We start from the raw sequence: 20,177 nt of genomic DNA on the forward strand, positions 1-20,177 counted from the left end.
CGACTGCAGCGCTACATACCCGAGAACACCCGAGTTGCTTGCGACCTACACCCGATAATTTGGTAGGTCGGAGGCCAATCCCGAAGGTCTTACCCGTGAAGTTTTTGCTGCGCCCATTGCTCGTTGCTGCCCTGATGGCGGCGAGTATCACTGTTCCCGCGACGATCGCGACGGCCGCTGAAGCGGACATCGCCGTCAGCGTCGACCGTGAGGTGACCGCAGCTACGTTGTACGGCGATGATGTCTCCGTGACGCTCACTGCCCAGCAGAGCTCCGGCACCAACGCGTACAACCTCACGTTCACCGACATCTTGCCTGCGGGGGCAACGTTGGTCACGAACTCCATCTACGGCGCACCCGAGATGATCGCTCTCGACGGTGGCGCCACGAAGCTCATCTGGAACAACGTTGCCGACCTCTCGTCGGGCGCCGTTGTTTCGCTCACGTACTCGTTCAGCTACGACACGCCTCCCTACGTGGTCGGCGACACCTTGCCAGGCGTTGCTGAAGCGCTTGCCAACACCAACCCGCGCGCGCTGGTGAAGTTCGACAAAGACGGCGACGTCGTTGAGTCATCGCGCACGGTGGGTGGTTCGGCAGAGTCGAGCACCAAACTCGTACCCTTCATCCTTGAGAAGACGGAGCTGAACAGTTCCGAAGACGAACTGCTGCGCGGTGTGCGCGACCACCAGACGGTCTACGAACTCACTGTCACCAATAACGGCGTCAACCCCAGCTCTGACTTTACGGTCACCGACTTCCTTCCGGCTGGGCTCGAATTTCTCGGATGCTCCGCCGCCGATAACAGCACCGTGGACTCCAACGAATATTCCGGATCCGGCCCCATCACCAGCTTCCCGGCCGGTGTGAACAATGACAACTGCGGAAAGTTCGCGCCCGTCACCAGCACCGTTGTGGTTGACCCTGACGGCGACGGCCCACTGCTAGAAGACGTCTACACGAAGGTTGTCTGGACGATCGATGGCCAGCTCGCTACCGATGGCATCATCACCATCCGTTACGCCGCCGGCATCCCTCTGCGCGAGAACGTTGCCTTCGACGGTGAAGCCACCGCGAACCTCGACAACAACACGGGTGACGTCACGTACGACGAGCAGCCACTCACCAACTACGCCGTCACCGACGGCACCTACTCCGGTGACGGAAAAAGCTACAGCGACGACGACACCGACACCGTTTACGCCGAAGATGTCTCGATTCAGAAAACTGTAAATGAATCGGAAATCACGCAGGGCGCGGAGAGCATCTGGACGCTCAACTACCAGTCCTCCGAATATGCGCTCTCCACGGGTGCAATCATCATCACCGACACGATCCCTGACGGACTCAAGTACACCGGCAGTAACGCAGAAAGTTACCAAGTATCGGTCGACGACACGGCCATCGATGGCACGACCACTGTTGTGTGGGAGATTCCTGCTTTTGGTGGAGCCTCTGCCAGCGGCGCGATCGAGGTCTACACCGAGACCCTTGACGAATACCGCAGTGGCAAGGGACCGGTGAGCTCGAACGACTCCTGGACGAACACCGTCGATCTGGCGACAGCCACCACCATCATCAGTAAAGACGGTATCGAGACCTCAGAGATCGAGATTCTCGATACCTCAAGCGCTAGCCAGCAGGCCAAGGGCATCACGCTCACGAAGAAAGTTGCTGAGCCTGTTGACCAGATGGATGGTGCCTGCGACACCATCGACGGTCTCGACTTCAAGGACGAGCAAGCTGCGGGCGTGTTCCACCCGGGCGATTGGGTTTGCTACGAACTGACCGTGCAATTCCCCGGCAAGCTCGACACCCTCGACAACGTCGTGAATGACTTTTTGCCCGCTGGTTTCACTTTTGTCAGCTACGCCGAAACTGCGCTCAATGACGTCGATTCGACATTCGTCGAGGTAGACCCCGCGGACCCCACACGCCTGCTCACCTGGAACGTCGGAAACGTCGACAAGGGAACCACATTCCAGGTGCTGGTCACCGCCGAGATCACCGACCCCGCCGCCATCACCGATGGCGACATCACGTCGAACCTCATGAAGATGACGTACAAGAACACGGCTGGCGATGTCTTCCAGCTACGTGATGCCGCGGACACTATCGTCGAGAAGCCGATCGTTGCGCTCACGAAGGGAATCACGAAGATCGACGGCGAAGCCGTTACCGGTGCGCCGAGCAAGAGCGAGACCGTTCAGGCCACCGACGTCGTCACCTTCGAAATCGTCGTCGCTAACGATGGCGGGCAGGATGCTGCCAAGGTCGAGGTGTGGGACAGGCTGCCTTCAGGCTTGGCCTGCAGCGATGTTGTCGCCAGCTCGCTCGCTGGCGGCGTGTGTGCGGGTGGAATCATCACCTGGACGATTGACACCCTTGCGGAAGACAAGAGCACGACTCTCAGCTATGACGTCACTATCGCGGCCAACGCATCCGCGGGCTTCGACTACACGAACACTGCCGGCGTACGCACCTACCAGGGCAAAGCCAACACGGGAACACCGACCGACTACTACCCGGTCGAGAACATCGACCCGACGGTAGAAAAGCTCGCTAACAGCGACGAAGCGAAGGATGTCGCGACGGTAAGCATCCCCGACCCGACCATCGTCAAGAGCGCCGCCACGTCGGTCGTCAATGCCGACAACCTGGCGGCGGAAGCCACCATCGGCGAGCTCATCACTTACACGGTGACCACGACGATTCCGCAGGGCTCGAGCGTGTACAACAAGGCAACTATCACCGACAAGGTGGATGCGCGACTGTTGCTCATCGGCACCCCGACCTACGTTCTTCGGAACGACGACGGGGTGACCAACGGAACCGCAACGGTGGGCGCTAACCAGCTAGTGACGGTCGCGCTGCCGACGCCGTACGAGAACCTGCCCGACAGCGGCGATGACAAGGTCACGATCACGATCACGGCTCGCGTTCTTGACGCCAGTGGTCCCTCGATGTCGAACACGGTCAAAAATTCGGCCATCTTCGCGTGGGATCACGCAAACGGAACGCAAGCAACTCCCGTCTCCAGCAATGAAGTCAGCACGCTCATCGTTGAACCCCGCATTGCGGTAACGAAGAAGAGCAACGACCCCGACGGCATCGTCGAACCCGGGCAGCCCGTCACTTACACGGTGAAGGTCAGCAACAACAGTGCTGCAAATGTGTCGACAGCGCACGACACCGTTGCGGTCGACAAGATCCCTGCGACCATTGAGCTCGTCGGCGCTGACGGCAACCCCCTCGTCGACGGCGCAGCTGTCGGATCGTATGGTGTGTGGAACAAATCAACTCGCGAGGTCGTCTTCACGCTGGGTGACATCAAACGCGGTGCGTCCATCACCCTCACGTACAACGCCAAGGTCGTCAACCCCTTGGTGAGCAATTCAGTGCTCACCAACACCGTTGTCGCTACAACGACCTCGCTCGCGGGAACCGCCACGGGAGAGCGCACCTCGACCTCCGGCAAGACTGGCTACAAGGCGACCGCGAAGGTCACGCTGCAGGCACCCGCCATCAGTTTGGTCAAGACCGCCACGCCGTCAACGCGCACCATTGGTGAAGTCATCGACTACACCGTCGTCGTAACCATCCCGAAGGATGTCGTCGCGTACGACACCACGATCGTCGACACCATGCCGACTGACGTGCGCTTCGGATCCTTCACGAGCGCAACCTGCGATCAAGCGGGCGAAGCGTGTGTGGGTATTCCGGCGCTGAAGGACTCCGTCATTGGCGTCACACCGGCGGCAACAGATCGCCAAATCGGCTACTTCCTTGGTGACATCGTCTCGTCGACAGCCGACCGCACGGTGACGCTGAAGTACACCGGAGTCGTCACGACGGCAGCAGAAGACGGCGATGTGCTTCGCAACACGGCCATCCCGCGCTGGAACTTCGAGAGCAAGGTCGACGAGGCACCCACGAGTGTTCCGAAGTCCTTCGATACCGCTGGGTCTGCATCGAACGCCGATGCCAAGGCTGTGGAGCCGAAGGTCACGATCGATAAGGCCGTTGAGGGCCAAGACGGCGACAGCGATGCTCGCCGAGCCAAGCCAGGCCAGGAACTCAAGTACACGATCGTCGTGCGTAACACGGGCACGTCGCCCGCGTACGACGTAGTGGTCACCGACACCCCTGACATCCGCACCACGATCTCTGGCATCAGCCCGGCTGTGTCTAGCCCGGTTGCTGCCGGAAGCCTTGAGTGGACGATCGCGGAAATCCCCGTGGACGGCTCAGTCACGATCACGTACACGGCAGCCATGCCGCTGCTCAGCACGTCGACACTCGAAAAGCCTGTCGTCGCCAACACCGCAGACGTCCCGGAATACTTCGGTGTTCCCAAGGCCAAGCGCACTGTCGCCGATGACTTCAAGAAGTACACCGACGTCACCGACGACACCGTTCGCGTCACCCTCGATGTTGCATCGCTGGGAGACGTCATCTGGTTCGACATCAACAACGACGGAACACAGAATGCTGCGGCTGCCGGCGTGACGGCTGAACCTGGCATCGCCGGAGTCACCGTAGACGTGATCTGGGCTGGCCCCGATGGCAACTTTGCGACAACCGGCGACAACGAGACGTTCTCGGCAGTTACCAACGCGACGGGCGGCTACCTCGTCTCCAACCTGCCGGGCGGGCAATACCGGGTGACGGTGGATGCCACGACGCTTCCTGCGGGAATGACGCCGACGTTCGACCTCGACAATGGCATCGACGTGCCGAACGGCGTCTGGCAAGGCTCTCTCGCCGCCGATGCTGAGAAGCGCGACGTTGACTTCGGTTACACCGGAACCGGCTCGATCGGTGACTACGTCTGGTTCGATCAGAACAAGGACGGCGTTCAGGATTCCAACGAGCCTGGCCTGCCGGGTGCAACCGTGACTGTTGTCTCTGGCGGCCTCGATGGCGTGCTCTCGACGACGGGTGACAACATCACCTACACGACGACGACGGATGCCGAAGGCGCCTACACGGTAGGCCAGCTTCCCGCAGGGCCCTACTCCGTTACCGTCTCGAAGCTGCCCGCCGGCTTCACAGTGGTCTCCGACCCCGATGATGTCGTTGACGCAACTTCGACGCTCACGCTGACCGCCGGCGAAGACAACGAAGAGCAGGACTTCGGCTACGCCGGAACCGGCTCGATCGGTGACTTCGTGTGGCTCGACCGCAATGGCGACGGCAAGCAAGACGACACCGAGCCCGGAATCTACGGCGCCACTGTTGAGCTGACCTGGCTCGGTGCTGACGGCGAACTGGGCGGCGGCGACGACGCGGTCTTCACGACCACGACCGACGCTGATGGCAAGTACCTCTTCCCGAACCTGCTTCCGGGTGACTACTCGGTCGCAGTAACGGGCGGGCTTCCGGATGCCGCGGTTGCGAGCTATGACCGTGACGGCAACAAGGATTCCGTGACCCCGGTCACGCTCACTGCTGGCCAGAAGATTGACGATGTCGACTTCGGCTACGACGTGACCTCCGTCATCGGAGACCGCGTGTGGTGGGATCTCAACAGCGACGGCGTTCAAGACGACGGCGAGCCGGGCATCCCCAACGTCGACATCCGCGTCACCTACCTCGGCACCGATGGTGTTCTGGGGGGAGAGGACGCTGCTGGCGACCTCATCTTCACGGCGACCACTGATGCTGACGGCGACTGGACTGTCACCGAGATCCCTGATGGCAGCTACATCATCGAGGTAGTGGGCGGCGTTCCTGCTGGCTTCTTCCCGACCTGGGACAGCGACAGCCTCACCACGAACCCCGACCAGAAGTCTGAAATTGTCTTGGAGGGTTCGAACCTTGAGCAGGACTTCGGCTACGTTGGCGACTCGAGCATTTCAGACACCGTGTGGCTCGACCTCGACAAGGACGGCACGCAGAACAACGGCGAGCCTGGCCTGCCCGGTGCTGAAGTCACTCTCGTCTGGTTTGGACCGGATGGCGTGGCCGGCGGCGATGATGATGTCACCTTCGTGAAGACGACCGACTCCAACGGCAAGTACCTCTTCGGCGGACTGCCTGAGGGCGACTACTCCGTGACGGTGAACACCGACACGTTGCCGACCGGCGTCACCGCTACCTTCGATGCGGATGCTGGCCCCAACCAGCCCACCGCAAAGACTGACCCGTCGAATGTCGGCCCCAACTCCACGACCGCTGTGGCTCTGCCGGCAGCGACCGACCTCGACAACATCGACTTCGGTTACGTCGGTACTGGCTCGATCGGCGACACCGTGTGGCTTGACCAGAACGGTGACGGCATTGTGGATGACTCCGAGTCAGGAATCGCCGAAGTCGACGTCACGCTCACCTGGGCTGGCCTCGATGGCGAATTGGGCACGGACGACGACGTGGTCTCGACCACGACGACCGATGCGAACGGCAAGTACCTCTTCGAAGATCTCCCCTCGGGACTCTTCACGGTGGCACTCGCCAACCTGCCTGCCGGTCTCACGGCAACCGCTGACCCGGATGCGGGCGACGACAACACATCGCAGCTCACCCTGGCTGGCGCTGAAGCGAACCTCGTTCAGGACTTCGGTTACCGCGGCGACGCGGGAGTCGGCGACCTGGTCTGGCTCGACGTCGACAACGACGGCGTGCAGGGCGAGAACGAGCCCGGTCTCTCCGGAATCGTGCTGACAGTGACGAGCCCCGGCGCTGACGGAATCTTCGGCAGCGACGACGACATCATCATCACCACGACCACGGATGAGAATGGCAACTACCTCGTTGAGGGGCTGCCGGCCGGCGACGTGAAGGTCTCGTACGACCCCACGACGTTGACCGAAGGCTTCGTGCCACGCTCTGACCTTGACGGCGATGTGCTCTTCGAGACAACGGCAACGTTGATCTCGGGCGAGACGCTGCTCGACGTTGACTTCGTCGTTATCGGTAGCGCAACGCTCAACGGCGTGGTGTTCGATGACCCGAACGGCAACGGCGTTCGCGACAGTGGAGATAAGGGAATCGCTAACGCGACCGTCAACGTGGTCTGGGAAGGCCCGAACGGTCCGGTAACGATCACCGTGATCACCGACGAGAAGGGTGCGTGGGAACTCACGAACCTTCCGGCCGGAACGTACACAGCGGCTGTCGACCTTGCGTCGGTCGATGCTGAATACCGCCCCTCCACGGGTACTACTTCAACGGTCGAGCTGCCCGCCTTTGGCGAGCGCTCGGTCATCCAGGGACTCACCACTGTGATGCTCGCCTTCACGGGTTCGAACATTGCCATGGGAGGCCTGCTTGCTGGATTGCTCTTGTTGAGTGGATTGCTGTTCCTGCTGCCGTCACGTCGGGTGCGCGGCGAAGGTAAGCAACTCCTCGCTATCGAGAAGTAGCAACAACAGCAGCAAGCGAGAAGGCGCGATGAGCGCACCGGGCGTCGGGCCCGGTGTACTCATCGCGCCTTTCGTCGTGGTGCCCGGAGCAGCACCTTGAGTCACTCCCACTCAACTTTCAGCTATGTGACTTGACTCTCGAGCCGCGCAGGAGCAAACTTGATACAGCGCGACTCAAGTTCGCACAACTCAACGCTTAAAGGAGTAAGAGCACATGGCTCGAGCAGTAGGTATTGACCTCGGAACCACGAACTCCGTAGTTTCCGTTCTCGAAGGTGGAGAACCCACCGTCATCGCAAACGCCGAAGGAATGCGCACTACGCCATCCGTCGTCGCATTCACCAAGGATGGCGAAGTCCTCGTTGGTGAAACCGCCAAGCGTCAGGCCGTCACTAACGTTGACCGCACCATCGCATCCGTCAAGCGCCACATTGGTACTGACTGGACCGTTGCCATTGACGACAAGAAGTACACCCCGCAGGAGATCTCCGCTCGCACGCTTGCCAAGCTCAAGCGCGATGCCGAGCAGTACCTGGGTGAAGATGTCACCGACGCAGTAATCACCGTTCCCGCGTACTTCAACGACGCTGAGCGCCAGGCAACGAAGGAAGCCGGTGAGATCGCGGGCCTCAACGTTCTGCGCATCATCAACGAGCCCACCGCTGCAGCACTCGCGTACGGCCTCGACAAGGGCAAGGAAGACGAACTCATTCTGGTCTTCGACCTCGGTGGTGGAACGTTCGACGTTTCGCTGCTCGAAGTGGGCAAGGACGACGACTTCTCGACCATTCAGGTCAAGTCGACCTCGGGTGACAACCGCCTCGGTGGAGACGACTGGGATGCCCGTGTCGTTGACTACCTGATCCAGCGCTTCAAGGACTCGACCGGTGTCGACGTCTCGGGCGACAAGATCGCTAAGCAGCGCCTCAAGGAAGCTGCTGAGCAGGCCAAGAAGGAACTGTCGTCGCAGATGTCGACGAGCATCCAGCTCCCGTACCTCTCGCTCACCGAGAATGGCCCCGCCAACCTCGACGAGACCCTCTCGCGCGCCAAGTTCGAAGAACTGACCGCCGACCTGCTCGCACGGGTAGCAAAGCCCTTCAACGATGTCATCAAGGAGGCCGGCGTCAAGCTTGCCGACGTATCGCACGTTGTTCTCGTGGGTGGATCGACCCGTATGCCCGCTGTTGTTGAGCTCGTCAAGAAGCTCACTGGTGGCAAGGAGCCCAACAAGGGCGTAAACCCCGATGAGGTCGTCGCCGTTGGTGCCGCACTTCAGGCTGGTGTCTTGAAGGGCGAGCGCAAGGACGTTCTGCTCATCGACGTCACCCCGTTGAGCCTCGGTATCGAGACCAAGGGCGGAATGATGACCAAGCTCATCGACCGCAACACGGCCATCCCCACCAAGCGAAGCGAAACCTTCACCACGGCGGATGACAACCAGCCTTCCGTCTCCATCCAGGTCTTCCAGGGTGAGCGTGAGTTCACTCGCGACAACAAGAACCTCGGAACGTTCGAGCTCACCGGCATCGCGCCGGCGCCTCGTGGCATCCCGCAGGTTGAGGTTACTTTCGACATCGACGCCAACGGCATCGTGCACGTGTCCGCCAAGGACAAGGGCACCGGCAAGGAGCAGTCGATGGTTATCACCGGCGGCTCAAGCCTGTCGAAGGATGACATTGAGCGCATGGTCCGCGAGGGTGAAGAGCACGCTGCAGAAGACAAGGCACGCCGTGAGGCCGCTGAGGTTCGCAACAACGCTGAGCAGCTCGCGTACTCCACCGCAAAGCTCATCACCGACAACGCTGAGAAGCTGCCAGAAGACGTCAAGACTGAGGTTCAGGCCGACGTCGACGCACTCAACTCGGCACTCGCTAGCGATGACGAAGCGGCTGTAAAGACCGCCTTCGACAAGCTCACCGAAAGCCAGCAGAAGATCGGCGAAGCAATCTACAAGCACCAGGAAGAAAACCCTGAGGCCGCTGCAGAAGGCGACGACGCACCCGCTGGTGAGAGCTCAGACGAAGACATCGTTGACGCTGAAGTTGTTGACGAAGACGAAGCTGACACGGACAAGAAGTAATGTCTCCCAAGAATCGCGACCACGACGAGAACCAGGATCCGGTGATCAATGACGCAAGTCAGAGTGATTCGGAGACCGGCGACGTGAGTGCGTCTGACTCGGCTGCCGCAGAGAAATCTGCGGCAGCCGAGGGGCAGCCCTCCTCTGCTGAGGATGCTGCCGCGGGCGCCGACAAGGCCCCCGACGAGCTGAGCGAAGAAGACCAGCGTCTTCTCGACGAAGCAAGCCGGGACCTCGTTGCCGAAATGCGTGATCAGATGTTGCGTGCGCAAGCCGAGCTGGTGAACTTCCGTACCCGCGTAGAGCGGGATCGGGTGTCGAACCGTGAAGCTGTAATCGCCGACGTGATTCGTTCGATGTTGCCCGCGCTTGATGACCTCGATCGTGCTGACAAGCACGGCGACATCAGGGAGGGAACCCCCATCGCGCTCGTTGCTCAGAAGATCAATGCGAGCTTTGAGCGGTTTGGCCTGCGCAAGATCGGCGAAAAGGGCGAAGCCTTTGACCCCGCTTTTCACGAGGCCGTTGTTCACTTGAACGACCCCGAGGCAACACAGAACACGATCGCTGACGTCATCGAGCCGGGCTACATTCTTGGTGAGCGCGTAGTGCGTGCCGCGAAGGTTGCTGTCTCTGGCCCCGCTGACTAGGGCCGGGGGTGGCGTGTAGTGGCTAGCCAAGATTGGTTCGATAAGGACTTTTACAAGGTGCTCGGGGTGTCGAAAGACATCTCCGAGGCCGACCTGAAGAAGACCTATCGCAAACTCGCGCGTCAATTCCACCCGGATTCGAACCCGGGAGATCCGAAAGCTGAAGCGCGCTTCAAAGAGATCAGCGAAGCGCACTCCGTGCTCTCTGATCCCGAGACGCGCAAAGAATACGATCAGGTTCGTGCCATGGGATCGGGCGCTCGCTTTCAAGCGGGCGGCCAAGGCGGTCAGGCTGGCGGCTTCGAAGATGTCTTTGGTGGCATGTTCGGCGGCGGCGGCCAAAGTTATGGCGGCGGTCAAAGCTACGGCGGAGGGCAATCGGGCGCGAGCTTCGAAGACCTCCTCGGTGGCATGTTCGGCGGTCAGGCCGGCCCCGGTGGCGGCCCCGGTTTTCGGGGCGGCCCCGCCAAGGGTCGCGATCTAGCCGCGAACACGACGCTCGACTTCGCGACTGCCATCAACGGCGAAACAATCAAGCTCCAGCCTGCGGGCGGGCGACCGATGAACGTCAAGGTTCCTGCGGGAGTCAGCGACGGTCAGAAGATCCGCCTCAAGGGCAAAGGCGAGCAGAGCCCGAATGGTGGCCCGGCTGGCGACCTCGTATTGACGGTGACCGTGCGCAAGCATCCAGTATTCGAACGTGACGGCAACAACATTCGTGTTGTGGTGCCGATCACGTTTGTGGAGGCCGTACGCGGTGCCACGATCGAGGTTCCCACGCTCGGCGGTGCTCCGGTGAAACTGAAGGTTGCACCGGGAACCCCGAGCGGGCGAGTACTGCGGGTCAAAGGCCGCGGAGTAGCGACAGCAAAAGCGACCGGAGACCTGCTTGCCGAAGTGCAAGTGGCGGTGCCAAGTCACCTTCCGGATGCTGCGCTCAAGCATCTCGAGGCCTTTGCTGACGCGATGCCCGCAGAGAACCCGCGGGACGACCTGATTGCCCGAGCCAGGAGCTAAGAACTATGGATGAGCTAACTCCCGCGTTTGCGATCGCCGTTGCGGCGGAGCTTGCGGGAATGCATCCGCAGACGCTGCGACAGTACGACCGTCTGGGTCTCGTGTCACCCACGAGAACCAGCGGTCGGTCGCGGCGTTACTCTATGCACGACGTGATGCAGTTGCGTGAGATCGCGGCGCTCAGCGCCGAGGGTCTCAACCTCGAAGGCATCAAAAGAATTCTCGACCTTGAAAATCAGGTCACGGGGCTCACCGCTCGCGTGCGCGAACTCGAAGCGGCGCTCGCTGATGAGATGCTCTCTAAGCCGGGCCGCCGCGTGTTCGCGGCGGGTCAAGCCGGCGAAGTGATCTCGCTGCGGGCAGGAACCCGAGCCGAACGCACCGACCAAGTCGTGCTGTGGCGCCCCTTCGTGCGCCGCGATAACCAGCTTCCGCGCTGATGATGAGCGCGGCACACCCTCAGCACTCGCCACTACGGTGGGAGTTGTGATGTTCCGCGAAGCACCGCCCCTCGGCACACGCGCAATTCTGCGCCAACGCTGGAGCGAAGTCTCCTTTCTGCACTGGAAAGTCGACCCCGCCGTTGTGGCGCCGTTCATGCCCGAAGGCTGTCGCCCCGACACCCTCAACGGCAGCTCTTGGGTGGGGCTCATCGCGTTTCAGATGTCACAAAGCTCATTCTTCGGCGGCCCCCGCATCCCGTGGCTAGGCGACTTTCCCGAAGTGAATGTGCGGCTCTATTCTGTCGACGAGAAGGGGCGGCGTGGCGTCGTGTTTCTCTCGCTGGAGGCCTCGCACTTGATTCCGGTTCTCACCGCGCGGGTCGCTTTTGGCTTGCCCTACCAGTGGGCCTCGATGAAGATCGGGCAGCGTGACGGGCAGATTGCCTACAAAACTCGGCGGCATGGCCAGCCGGATGCGGCATCCCACATCATTGTGCGACCGATCGACGACCGGGCGGCCAGCGTCTCACTCGCGGCCGACGCCGAGGCCACCTTTCTCACCGCGCGCTGGGCGTTTCACGAAACTCACCGTGGACGCACGATCTACGCTCGCAACCACCATGAGCCCTGGCCCCTGCAGCCGGCCGAATTGGTCTACCTCGATGATGGCCTGCTTGCCGCAGCAGGGTTCGAGGGGCTAGCAGACCGCGCCCCCGATTCCGTTCTCTACGCCAGCGATGTTACGACGGTGTTTGCGGCACCTCAGCGGCCGCTCCAGATTCGAATGCCTCAATCGCGGCCAGTGTGGACATCTCAGCGCTCTTCTTAGGTTCTGAGAGCAATATGCCTACCTTGCATAGACAATTTTGTGCAATATGGTCTCACCAGCACAAATGAGCATTGCCTCTTGGGTCGGTCGGGGCCATGATGAGTAACCACAACGTCATATAGGCACAACACGATTGAAACGATGAACCTAGAGAATGAAGGCACGGGGATAGTTCCCGTTCGCGCGTCATTTTCTCGGTTTATCGCCGCAGGCAACGACGCCGAATAACGCAGGAGGCACCATGACGACAGTTCGCGCAGCAATCACACAGACCACTTGGACGGGCGACAAAGAGTCGATGCTCGACAAGCACGAGCAGTTCGCTCGGGATGCGAAGGCGCAAGGCGCCCAGATCATCTGCTTCCAAGAGCTTTTCTACGGTCCGTATTTTGGGATCACTCAGGACAAGAAGTACTACCGTTACGCCGAGCCGGTTGATGGCCCGATCGTTACGCGCTTCCAAGCCCTGGCTAAAGAGCTCGACATGGTCATGATTCTGCCGATCTACGAAGAGGCAATGACGGGTGTGTATTACAACACCGCCGTCGTCGTCGACTCGGATGGCACCAATCTCGGTTCGTACCGCAAGCACCACATCCCGCACCTCGACAAGTTCTGGGAGAAGTTCTACTTCACCCCCGGAAACTTGGGCTTCCCCATGTTCAACACCGCCGTCGGCAAGGTCGGCGTTCACATTTGTTACGACCGCCACTTCCCCGAGGGCTGGCGCGAGCTTGGCCTCAACGGTGCCGAGATCGTGTTCAACCCGAACGCCACCAAGCCCGGCCTTTCCAACCGTCTCTGGGAGGTCGAAGGCCCCGCAGCAGCAGTGGCCAACGGCTACTTCGTTCTTCAGCCCAACCGTGTCGGTCTCGAAGACAACGAGTACGGCGACGAAGCCGTTGATTTCTACGGCACCAGCCAGGTCATCGACCCTCGCGGAAACTTCGTCGGCGAGCGTGGCTCGGGAACCGACGAAGAGATCATGATTCGCGACCTCGACATGAACCTCGTGCAGGAGATGCGCGATGACTGGCAGTTCTACCGCGACCGTCGCCCCGACGCCTACCTGTCGATCCCTAAGTAAGCCACCACGTCAGCCCTAGGTTGTCTTGGCGCCTGGGGAACAGTAGGCACACGACATCGCAGAGGAGCGAATCATGGCCACCACTCTCATTTCCGGCGGTACGGTCGTCAGCTCAACGGGGCGCGCCCCCGCTGACGTCCTGATCGACGGCGAAGTAATCAAGGCAGTGCTGTCACCCGGCAGCACGCTGTTTGGAACGGATGTTGCGGCATCCGTCGACACCGTCATTGATGCCACGGGAAAGTACGTCATTCCCGGCGGCATTGACGCGCACACTCACATGGAGCTGCCCTTCGGCGGCACCGCGGCAATCGATACCTTCGAGACGGGCACTCGCGCTGCGGCGTGGGGCGGCACGACCTCGATCATCGACTTTGCGGTGCAGACCTATGGCGAACGCATCGAGGATTCTCTCGCCGCGTGGCACGGCAAGGCTGGCGGCAACTGCGCCATCGACTACGGCTTTCACCAGATCGTCGGCGATGTCACACCGGAGTCGCTCAAGTCAATGGCCAAGCTGCCCGACGAAGGCATCACGAGCTTCAAGATGTTCATGGCGTACCCGGGCGTTTTCTATTCGGATGACGCGCAGATTCTGAAGGCCATGCAGGTGTCCCGCGACACCGGTCTCATGACGATGATGCACGCCGAGAACGGTCCCGTCATCGACGTTCTCGCCGAACAGCTCGTGGAGCAGGGCAAGACTGACCCGTACTATCACGGTGTCGCTCGTGCCTGGGAGATGGAAGAGGAAGCGACGCACCGAGCGATCATGCTCGCGAAGCTCACCGGTGCTCCGCTGTATATCGTTCACGTCAGCGCGAAGCAGGCGGTCGAACAGATCGCCGGCGCTCGTGACCGTGGCCAGAACGTCTTCGCCGAAACCTGCCCGCAGTACCTCTACCTGAGCCTCGAGGAACAACTCGGTGCTCAGAGCGAGCAGTACGGTCACTTCGAAGGCGCCAAATGGGTGTGCTCGACTCCGATTCGCTCGCGCGAAGAGGGCCATCAGGATGCCATGTGGCAGTCGCTGCGCACCAACGATGTGCAGATGGTCTCGACCGACCACTGCCCGTTCTGCATGAAAGACCAGAAAGAGCTCGGGCTCGCCGACTTCCGCAAGATTCCGAATGGAATCGGTTCAGTCGAGCACCGCATGGACCTCATGTACCAAGGCGTTGTCACGGGAGAAATCACTCTCGAACGCTGGGTTGAACTGACGAGCACTACCCCCGCTCGTATGTTCGGAATCTATGGCCGCAAGGGCGTTATCCAGCCCGGTGCCGACGCCGACATCGTCGTGTACGACCCCAACGGTCACACCTCGATCGGTATGCCGGTCGACGAAAACGGCAAGCCCACGGGCAAGAAGCACCACATGAACATGGACCACGCTGCCTGGGAAGGTTTCGAGATCGACGGCCACGTCGACACCGTTCTCTCCCGCGGCAAGGTCATTGTTCACGACGATCAGTACCTCGGTTCGAAGGGTGACGGCCGCTTCATGAAGCGTGGCCTCACCCAGTACCTCACCTAAATCAGGCTCGCAGGCAGCATCCGAGTGGCTCAGGCCAGCGGATGCTGCCTTGGCCTACCTTCCACCACGAACCAGGAGCACCATGGAATTCGGAGCAGTACTTCAGACCAACCCGCCGTCGGCACGCACGGTCCAACTAGCGAAGCTTGCAGAGGCGCACGGCTTTGACTACGTCTGGACGTTCGATTCCCACATTCTGTGGCAAGAGCCCTATGTGATCTACAGCCAGATTCTGGCCGAGACCCGCAGAATCAAAGTCGGCCCGATGGTCACGAACCCGGCCACTCGCGACTGGACCGTCACGGCTTCGACCTACGCCACGCTCAACGAGATGTACGGCAACCGCACCGTCTGTGGCATTGGCCGGGGCGACTCGGCCGTGCGCGTGACCAACGGCAAGCCCACGACTCTGAAGGATCTGAGGGAGTCGATTCACGTCATCCGTGAACTCGCCAACTCGCGTTCGGTCGAATACGGCGGAGCCCAGTTGCAGCTGCCGTGGAGCAAGGGCTCGGAGCTCGAGATGTGGGTTGCCGCCTATGGCCCGCTCGCGCTCAAGCTCACCGGTGAGGTCGGCGACGGCTTCATTTTGCAGCTTGCCGACCTCGACATTGCTGCCTGGATGATCAAGAAGGTGCGCGACGCCGCTGAGGCTGTCGGGCGCGACCCGATGTCGATCAAGTTCTGTGTCGCCGCTCCGATGTACATCGGTGAGGACTGGGAGCACATGCGCGACCAGTGCCGCTGGTTCGGAGGAATGGTGGGAAACCACGTCGCCGACATCGTCAAAAAGTACGGCTCTGATGGTGACGTGCCGAAGGCTCTCACCGACTACATCGAGAAGCGTGAAGGCTACGACTACAACCAGCACGGTCAGGCGGGTAACACTCACGCCGACTTCGTGCCCGACGAGATCGTTGACCGGTTCTGCCTCATGGGCACCGCCGAGCAGCACATCGAGAAGCTCGAGAAGCTGCGCGAGCTGGGGGTCCACCAGTTCGCTGGCTACCTGCAGCACGACAACAAAGAGGAAACGCTGCGCGTCTACGGCGAGACGGTTATTCCGGCTCTCACCGAAACAGTGACGGCGAAGGCCTAACCCGATGACGGCAACCCAAAACGATAAGCGTGGGGAGGTTGCCGTCCGCCCCGCGAGTTCGCCGGGTGCGCTGGCTAACCCCGCGCGCGCTCGGCTGCTCGGTGGCTTCGGCTGGGGCATCGCCGGCGTAGTCCTCATCGCGCTGCTCTGGGAGGGCTATAAGTTCTTCGGCCCCGACAACGGCGTGCTGATTGGTGAACTCCGCGTTCTTCCGCGCACGACCGACCTGGCCATGCCGCACCTCTGGGACATGATGGTGCGGTTGGCCGAGCCGGTCACGCGCGCCGATGGTGCGCTTCCGCTCTGGGCCGTCGTTGCCCTTGCTGCCCTCACCACGCTCGGCATCGCCGCGGCGGGGTGGGCTGTGGGAGTGATCGTGGGCATCGCCTTCGCGCTGCTCATGCAGCGCTGGCGTCTGGCCGAGTTCGGGCTGCTGCCGTGGATCGTCATCAGCCAGACTGTGCCGCTCATCGCCTTCGCCCCCGTGGTGAAGAGTTGGGGCTCGCGCGTCGAAATCGGCTCGTTTGAGTGGCAAGACTGGATGTCGGTCGCGCTCATCGCGAGCTACCTCGCGTTCTTCCCGATCACGGTCGGCGCGCTCAAGGGGCTGCAGTCTCCGGACCGCATCCACGTCGAGCTATTCGAGACCTACGCTTCGGGCTACTGGCCGACGCTGCTGCGCTTGCGACTGCCGGCATCCGTTCCCTATCTTCTGCCGGCACTTCGCCTCGGCGCGGCCAACGCCGTGATCGGTGCGGTCGTGGCCGAAGTGTCGACGGGACTTCAAGGCGGCATCGGTCGCCTACTTATTCAATTCGCCGGTCAAGCATCGGGTGACCCCTCCAAGGCGTGGGGCCCCATCTTCGGCGCGATCGTTCTCGGGCTTGTAGCGGCCGGTTCGGTCGCCCTGCTCGGCGTGATTCTCAAGGACTACAGACGAACCGAGGAGGCCGCATGAGCGACCAGATCCCGACCACCACCGGTGCCATCAACGTGGGCGACACGATGACGGCGGATGCCGCTGCCGTGCGCGTGCGCGGAGTGAACAAGCAGTTTCAGACCGCGACCGGCATCGTTCACGCGCTCGAGAACATCGACCTCACGGTTCAGGCCGGCGAGTTCGTTTCGCTCATCGGTCCCTCGGGCTGTGGCAAGTCGACGCTCATGCGCCTGATCGCCGACCTCGACGATCCGACCTCGGGGGAGTTGACGGTGTTTGGCAAGACGGCCACTCAGGCTCGTCTCGATCAGGATTACGGCATCGCGTTTCAGCAGGCCGGGCTTTTGCCGTGGCGCTCGGTCGCGGCAAACGTGGCGCTTCCGCTCGAACTGCACGGCGTCGCAGCCGCTGCCCGTCGCACTCGCGTTGCGGACCTTCTCGACATGGTGGGCCTCACCGAGTTTGCCGACCGCTTTCCCGATCAGCTCTCGGGCGGCATGCAGCAGCGCGTTGCCATTGCGCGCTCGCTCGCTGAACAGCCGCGACTGCTGCTGATGGATGAGCCCTTCGGTGCGCTCGACGAGATGACTCGCGAGAAGATGCAGACCGACCTCGTGCGCATCGCCGCCGATACCGGTGCCGCTGTCGTGTTCGTGACGCACTCGATTCCCGAGGCCGTCTTTCTCTCGGACCGCGTTGTCGTCATGTCGCCGCGACCGGGTCGCATCAGCCAGATCGTCGAAATGCGACTGGATGCCGCCGAGGGCCGCGAAGAACGCGACGACGACCTGCGCGAAGCATCCTCCTTCTTCGAAATGGTTACCGAAGTGCGGGAAGCGCTGCACGGCGGCGCGGACCACTCGGCCGGCGACGGAGCGGGAACAGCGCGGGGAGTGGACACCCGATGAGGGCGGATACCAGCACTACGGCGAACGCGATCGTCGGTCGCGGCGTTGGCGCGCGCCGCTCGAAAGGCTGGACCCCGCGCACGGAAGCGACGCTACGCATCGTGGCACCGATCAGCTTCGGGCTGATCGTGCTCGTGATCTGGCAACTGCTCGTGACCGTCGGTGGCGTCTCGGACTACCTACTACCCAGCCCGATCTCGATCGTTACGGAGCTCGTAGAGTTCTGGCCCTCCGTTGTTTCGGCCACTGTGCTCACCGGTACCAACAGCCTGCTCGGACTCCTGGTCGGCTCGCTCGTGGGAATCGTTTTCGCCGCAGTTGCCGCTCGCTGGCGCATTGCCGATCAGATGAGTGCCCCGATCGTGGCGGCGCTCGCCGTCGTACCGATCGTTGCGCTTGCACCCGTGCTCAACTCGATGTTCGGAGCCGACAGCCAGTTCGGCCGTCAAGCAATTGCGGCCATTGCCTCGTTCGTGCCGATCTTCATCAACACGCTGCGCGGGTTCCGCCAAACGAAGCCCGTGCACCGCGACCTGATGAAGGCCTACGCGACGAACTCCGGGCAGATGCTGATGAAGCTCACGTTGCCCACCGCCCGCCCGTTCATCTTGACCGGCATCCGTATCGCCTCCTCACTCGCCGTGATCTCCGCCCTCGTCGCGGAGTACTTCGGCGGACCACGTGGAGGTCTCGGCAGCCTGATTGCAACCTCGGCAGCCTCTAGCGCGTATGGCCGCGCCTGGGCGTACGTCGTGGCATCCATTGCTCTCGGGTTGCTCTTCTATCTTGCGACGCTCGCACTCGAACGACTGGTGCTGCGTCGCGTTCCGACCGGGGGCTCCCGATGACAGCGCCCCGCAGAGAAAAGAAAGGGAGATAACCGCTCCACCCGCAGTACAGCAGTACCGCAGTATCCACTTGCACCGTGAATCTGGAAGGTCTGACATGAAGTTCACCAAACGCCGCTCACTAGCGGCCGGAGCGTTTGCCGTAACGGCAGCGGTCCTCCTCGCAGCATGCTCCACCGGCGACGGAAGCGACGGCGGTTCGTCCGAGAACGCTGACGGCCTCACCGAAGTGAAGCTCCAACTCCAGTGGCTGCCGCAGGGGCAGTTCGCTGGCTACTTTGCCGCCGCCGATCAGGGCTTCTTCGAAGAAGAGGGCCTCGACGTAGAAATCATCCCGTCGGGCGGCGACATCGTTCCGCAAGACGCTCTCGCTAACGGCGATGTTGACTACGCCGTAGCGTGGGTTCCCAAGGTTTTGGGTTCCATCGAACAGGGCGCCAACCTCACCGATATCGCTCAGATCTTCCAGAAGTCGGGCACCCTTCAGGTGTCGTGGGCTGACTCGGGTATTGACTCGGTCGCCGACTTTGAGGGCAAGAAGATCGGTTCGTGGGGCTTCGGAAACGAGTGGGAAATTTTCGCAGCGATGGCTGCGGAAGGCCTCGACTCCTCCACCGTGCAGATCATCACGCAGGACTTCAATATGAACGCCTTCCTGCAGGGCGACATCGACGCCGCGCAGGCCATGACGTACAACGAGTACGCTCAGCTGCTCGAGTCGACCGACCCCGACACCGGAGAGCTCTACCAGCCCTCTGACTTCAACGTCATCAGCTACGAAGACACCGTTGGTGCCATGCTCCAGGATGCAATCTGGGCTGACACCGAGCGTCTCGACAGCGACGAGGACTACCAAGAGACGACCGTCAAGTTCCTCAAGGCCGTCGTCAAGGGTTGGATCTACTCGGCTGAGAACCCCGAGTCTGCTGCCGAAGGCACCGTTGCTGCCGGTTCCGGTTGGGGCCCCAGCCACGAACTGTGGATGACCAACGAGACCAACAAGCTGATCTGGCCGGCCGAGAACGGCATCGGCGTCATCGACGAAGCTGCCTGGGACCGCACGGTAGAGGGCGCCATCAGCGCCGTCAACGAATCGGGCGCGAGCCCCATCACCACGGCCCCGCCGGCAACGGCCTGGTCGAACGACTGGATCATGAAGGCACTGGAAGAACTCGAAGCCGATGGTGTCGACACCACCGGTTCCAGCTTCAGCCCGATCGACGTCACCCTCCTCGAGGGCGGCAACTAGTCGCACTGAATAACCGCTAGTCGGATGCCGCCCTTACGCTCGTGAGGGCGGCATTCGTTTTCTTGCGGCACAGCTTCACTCGCAGCACCTGTTTCATGTCAGCACCGCTTACTTACTTTGAAG

At 61.6% G+C, this 20,177-nt stretch carries 13 protein-coding genes; all 13 read left to right on the plus strand.

The features are described from left to right. Window positions 1-95: 95 nt before the first annotated feature. The 13 genes from I6E58_RS02150 to I6E58_RS02210 all read left to right on the plus strand — a co-directional run bounded on the left by I6E58_RS02150 (window position 96) and on the right by I6E58_RS02210 (window position 20,054). Complete coding sequence (locus tag I6E58_RS02150) at window positions 96-7,364, plus strand: SdrD B-like domain-containing protein (protein WP_197129890.1); 7,269 nt, start codon at window positions 96-98, stop codon at window positions 7,362-7,364. Window positions 7,365-7,578: 214 nt separating this feature from the next. Next, a complete protein-coding gene (dnaK, locus tag I6E58_RS02155) occupies window positions 7,579-9,447 on the plus strand; it encodes a molecular chaperone DnaK (RefSeq protein WP_197129892.1) in 1,869 nt (622 codons plus the stop codon). Then, the gene (locus I6E58_RS02160) at window positions 9,447-10,097 is read left to right on the plus strand and encodes a nucleotide exchange factor GrpE (protein ID WP_231595120.1); all 651 of its coding nucleotides are present in this window, start codon (window positions 9,447-9,449) and stop codon (window positions 10,095-10,097) included. Before dnaK ends, I6E58_RS02160 begins: the two co-directional genes overlap by 1 nt. Before the next feature lie 18 nt (window positions 10,098-10,115). Beyond that, window positions 10,116-11,114, plus strand: coding sequence for a DnaJ C-terminal domain-containing protein (locus I6E58_RS02165; protein WP_197129895.1), 999 nt, complete (start codon window positions 10,116-10,118; stop codon window positions 11,112-11,114). A 5-nt stretch (window positions 11,115-11,119) separates the two neighbouring features. Further along, on the plus strand, window positions 11,120-11,554 hold the full coding sequence (locus I6E58_RS02170; RefSeq protein WP_197129897.1) for a heat shock protein transcriptional repressor HspR: 435 nt from the start codon (window positions 11,120-11,122) through the stop codon (window positions 11,552-11,554). A gap of 49 nt (window positions 11,555-11,603) precedes the next feature. Next, on the plus strand, window positions 11,604-12,386 hold the full coding sequence (locus I6E58_RS02175) for a YqjF family protein (RefSeq protein ID WP_197129900.1): 783 nt from the start codon (window positions 11,604-11,606) through the stop codon (window positions 12,384-12,386). Between the two features lie 241 nt (window positions 12,387-12,627). Next, the gene (locus I6E58_RS02180; RefSeq protein WP_197129902.1) at window positions 12,628-13,473 is read left to right on the plus strand and encodes a nitrilase-related carbon-nitrogen hydrolase; all 846 of its coding nucleotides are present in this window, start codon (window positions 12,628-12,630) and stop codon (window positions 13,471-13,473) included. 73 nt (window positions 13,474-13,546) lie between these two features. After that, window positions 13,547-15,010 (plus strand): dihydropyrimidinase, encoded by a 1,464-nt coding sequence (hydA, locus tag I6E58_RS02185; RefSeq protein ID WP_197129904.1) that lies wholly within the window; start codon window positions 13,547-13,549, stop codon window positions 15,008-15,010. Between the two features lie 82 nt (window positions 15,011-15,092). Continuing rightward, a complete protein-coding gene (locus I6E58_RS02190) occupies window positions 15,093-16,109 on the plus strand; it encodes a TIGR03842 family LLM class F420-dependent oxidoreductase (RefSeq protein ID WP_197129906.1) in 1,017 nt (338 codons plus the stop codon). Window positions 16,110-16,113: 4 nt separating this feature from the next. After that, window positions 16,114-17,067 carry an ABC transporter permease gene (locus I6E58_RS02195; RefSeq protein ID WP_129072486.1) on the plus strand — a complete coding sequence of 318 codons (954 nt, stop codon included), beginning with the start codon at window positions 16,114-16,116 and terminating at the stop codon, window positions 17,065-17,067. After that, window positions 17,064-17,957, plus strand: coding sequence for an ABC transporter ATP-binding protein (locus tag I6E58_RS02200; RefSeq protein ID WP_197129908.1), 894 nt, complete (start codon window positions 17,064-17,066; stop codon window positions 17,955-17,957). The genes I6E58_RS02195 and I6E58_RS02200 overlap by 4 nt, the downstream gene beginning before the upstream one ends. Beyond that, the gene (locus I6E58_RS02205) at window positions 17,954-18,805 is read left to right on the plus strand and encodes an ABC transporter permease (protein WP_197129909.1); all 852 of its coding nucleotides are present in this window, start codon (window positions 17,954-17,956) and stop codon (window positions 18,803-18,805) included. The genes I6E58_RS02200 and I6E58_RS02205 overlap by 4 nt, the downstream gene beginning before the upstream one ends. Window positions 18,806-18,902: 97 nt before the next feature. Then, window positions 18,903-20,054 (plus strand): ABC transporter substrate-binding protein, encoded by a 1,152-nt coding sequence (locus tag I6E58_RS02210; RefSeq protein ID WP_197129910.1) that lies wholly within the window; start codon window positions 18,903-18,905, stop codon window positions 20,052-20,054. Window positions 20,055-20,177: the final 123 nt, after the last annotated feature.

Origin of the sequence: Salinibacterium sp. SWN1162 (genome assembly GCF_015864675.1) — a bacterium.
Taxonomy (GTDB): Bacteria; Actinomycetota; Actinomycetes; order Actinomycetales; family Microbacteriaceae; genus Rhodoglobus.

What these genes read in the sequence shown, in the direction of transcription:
- dnaK (WP_197129892.1), top strand. Translation starts at nt 7,579, where the DNA reads ATGGCTCGAGCAGTAGGTATTGACCTCGGAACCACGAACTCCGTAGTT.
- I6E58_RS02160 (WP_231595120.1), top strand. Translation starts at nt 9,447, where the DNA reads ATGTCTCCCAAGAATCGCGACCACGACGAGAACCAGGATCCGGTGATC.
- I6E58_RS02170 (WP_197129897.1), top strand. Translation starts at nt 11,120, where the DNA reads ATGGATGAGCTAACTCCCGCGTTTGCGATCGCCGTTGCGGCGGAGCTT.
- I6E58_RS02175 (WP_197129900.1), top strand. Translation starts at nt 11,604, where the DNA reads ATGTTCCGCGAAGCACCGCCCCTCGGCACACGCGCAATTCTGCGCCAA.
- I6E58_RS02180 (WP_197129902.1), top strand. Translation starts at nt 12,628, where the DNA reads ATGACGACAGTTCGCGCAGCAATCACACAGACCACTTGGACGGGCGAC.
- hydA (WP_197129904.1), top strand. Translation starts at nt 13,547, where the DNA reads ATGGCCACCACTCTCATTTCCGGCGGTACGGTCGTCAGCTCAACGGGG.
- I6E58_RS02190 (WP_197129906.1), top strand. Translation starts at nt 15,093, where the DNA reads ATGGAATTCGGAGCAGTACTTCAGACCAACCCGCCGTCGGCACGCACG.
- I6E58_RS02195 (WP_129072486.1), top strand. Translation starts at nt 16,114, where the DNA reads ATGACGGCAACCCAAAACGATAAGCGTGGGGAGGTTGCCGTCCGCCCC.
- I6E58_RS02200 (WP_197129908.1), top strand. Translation starts at nt 17,064, where the DNA reads ATGAGCGACCAGATCCCGACCACCACCGGTGCCATCAACGTGGGCGAC.
- I6E58_RS02205 (WP_197129909.1), top strand. Translation starts at nt 17,954, where the DNA reads ATGAGGGCGGATACCAGCACTACGGCGAACGCGATCGTCGGTCGCGGC.
- I6E58_RS02210 (WP_197129910.1), top strand. Translation starts at nt 18,903, where the DNA reads ATGAAGTTCACCAAACGCCGCTCACTAGCGGCCGGAGCGTTTGCCGTA.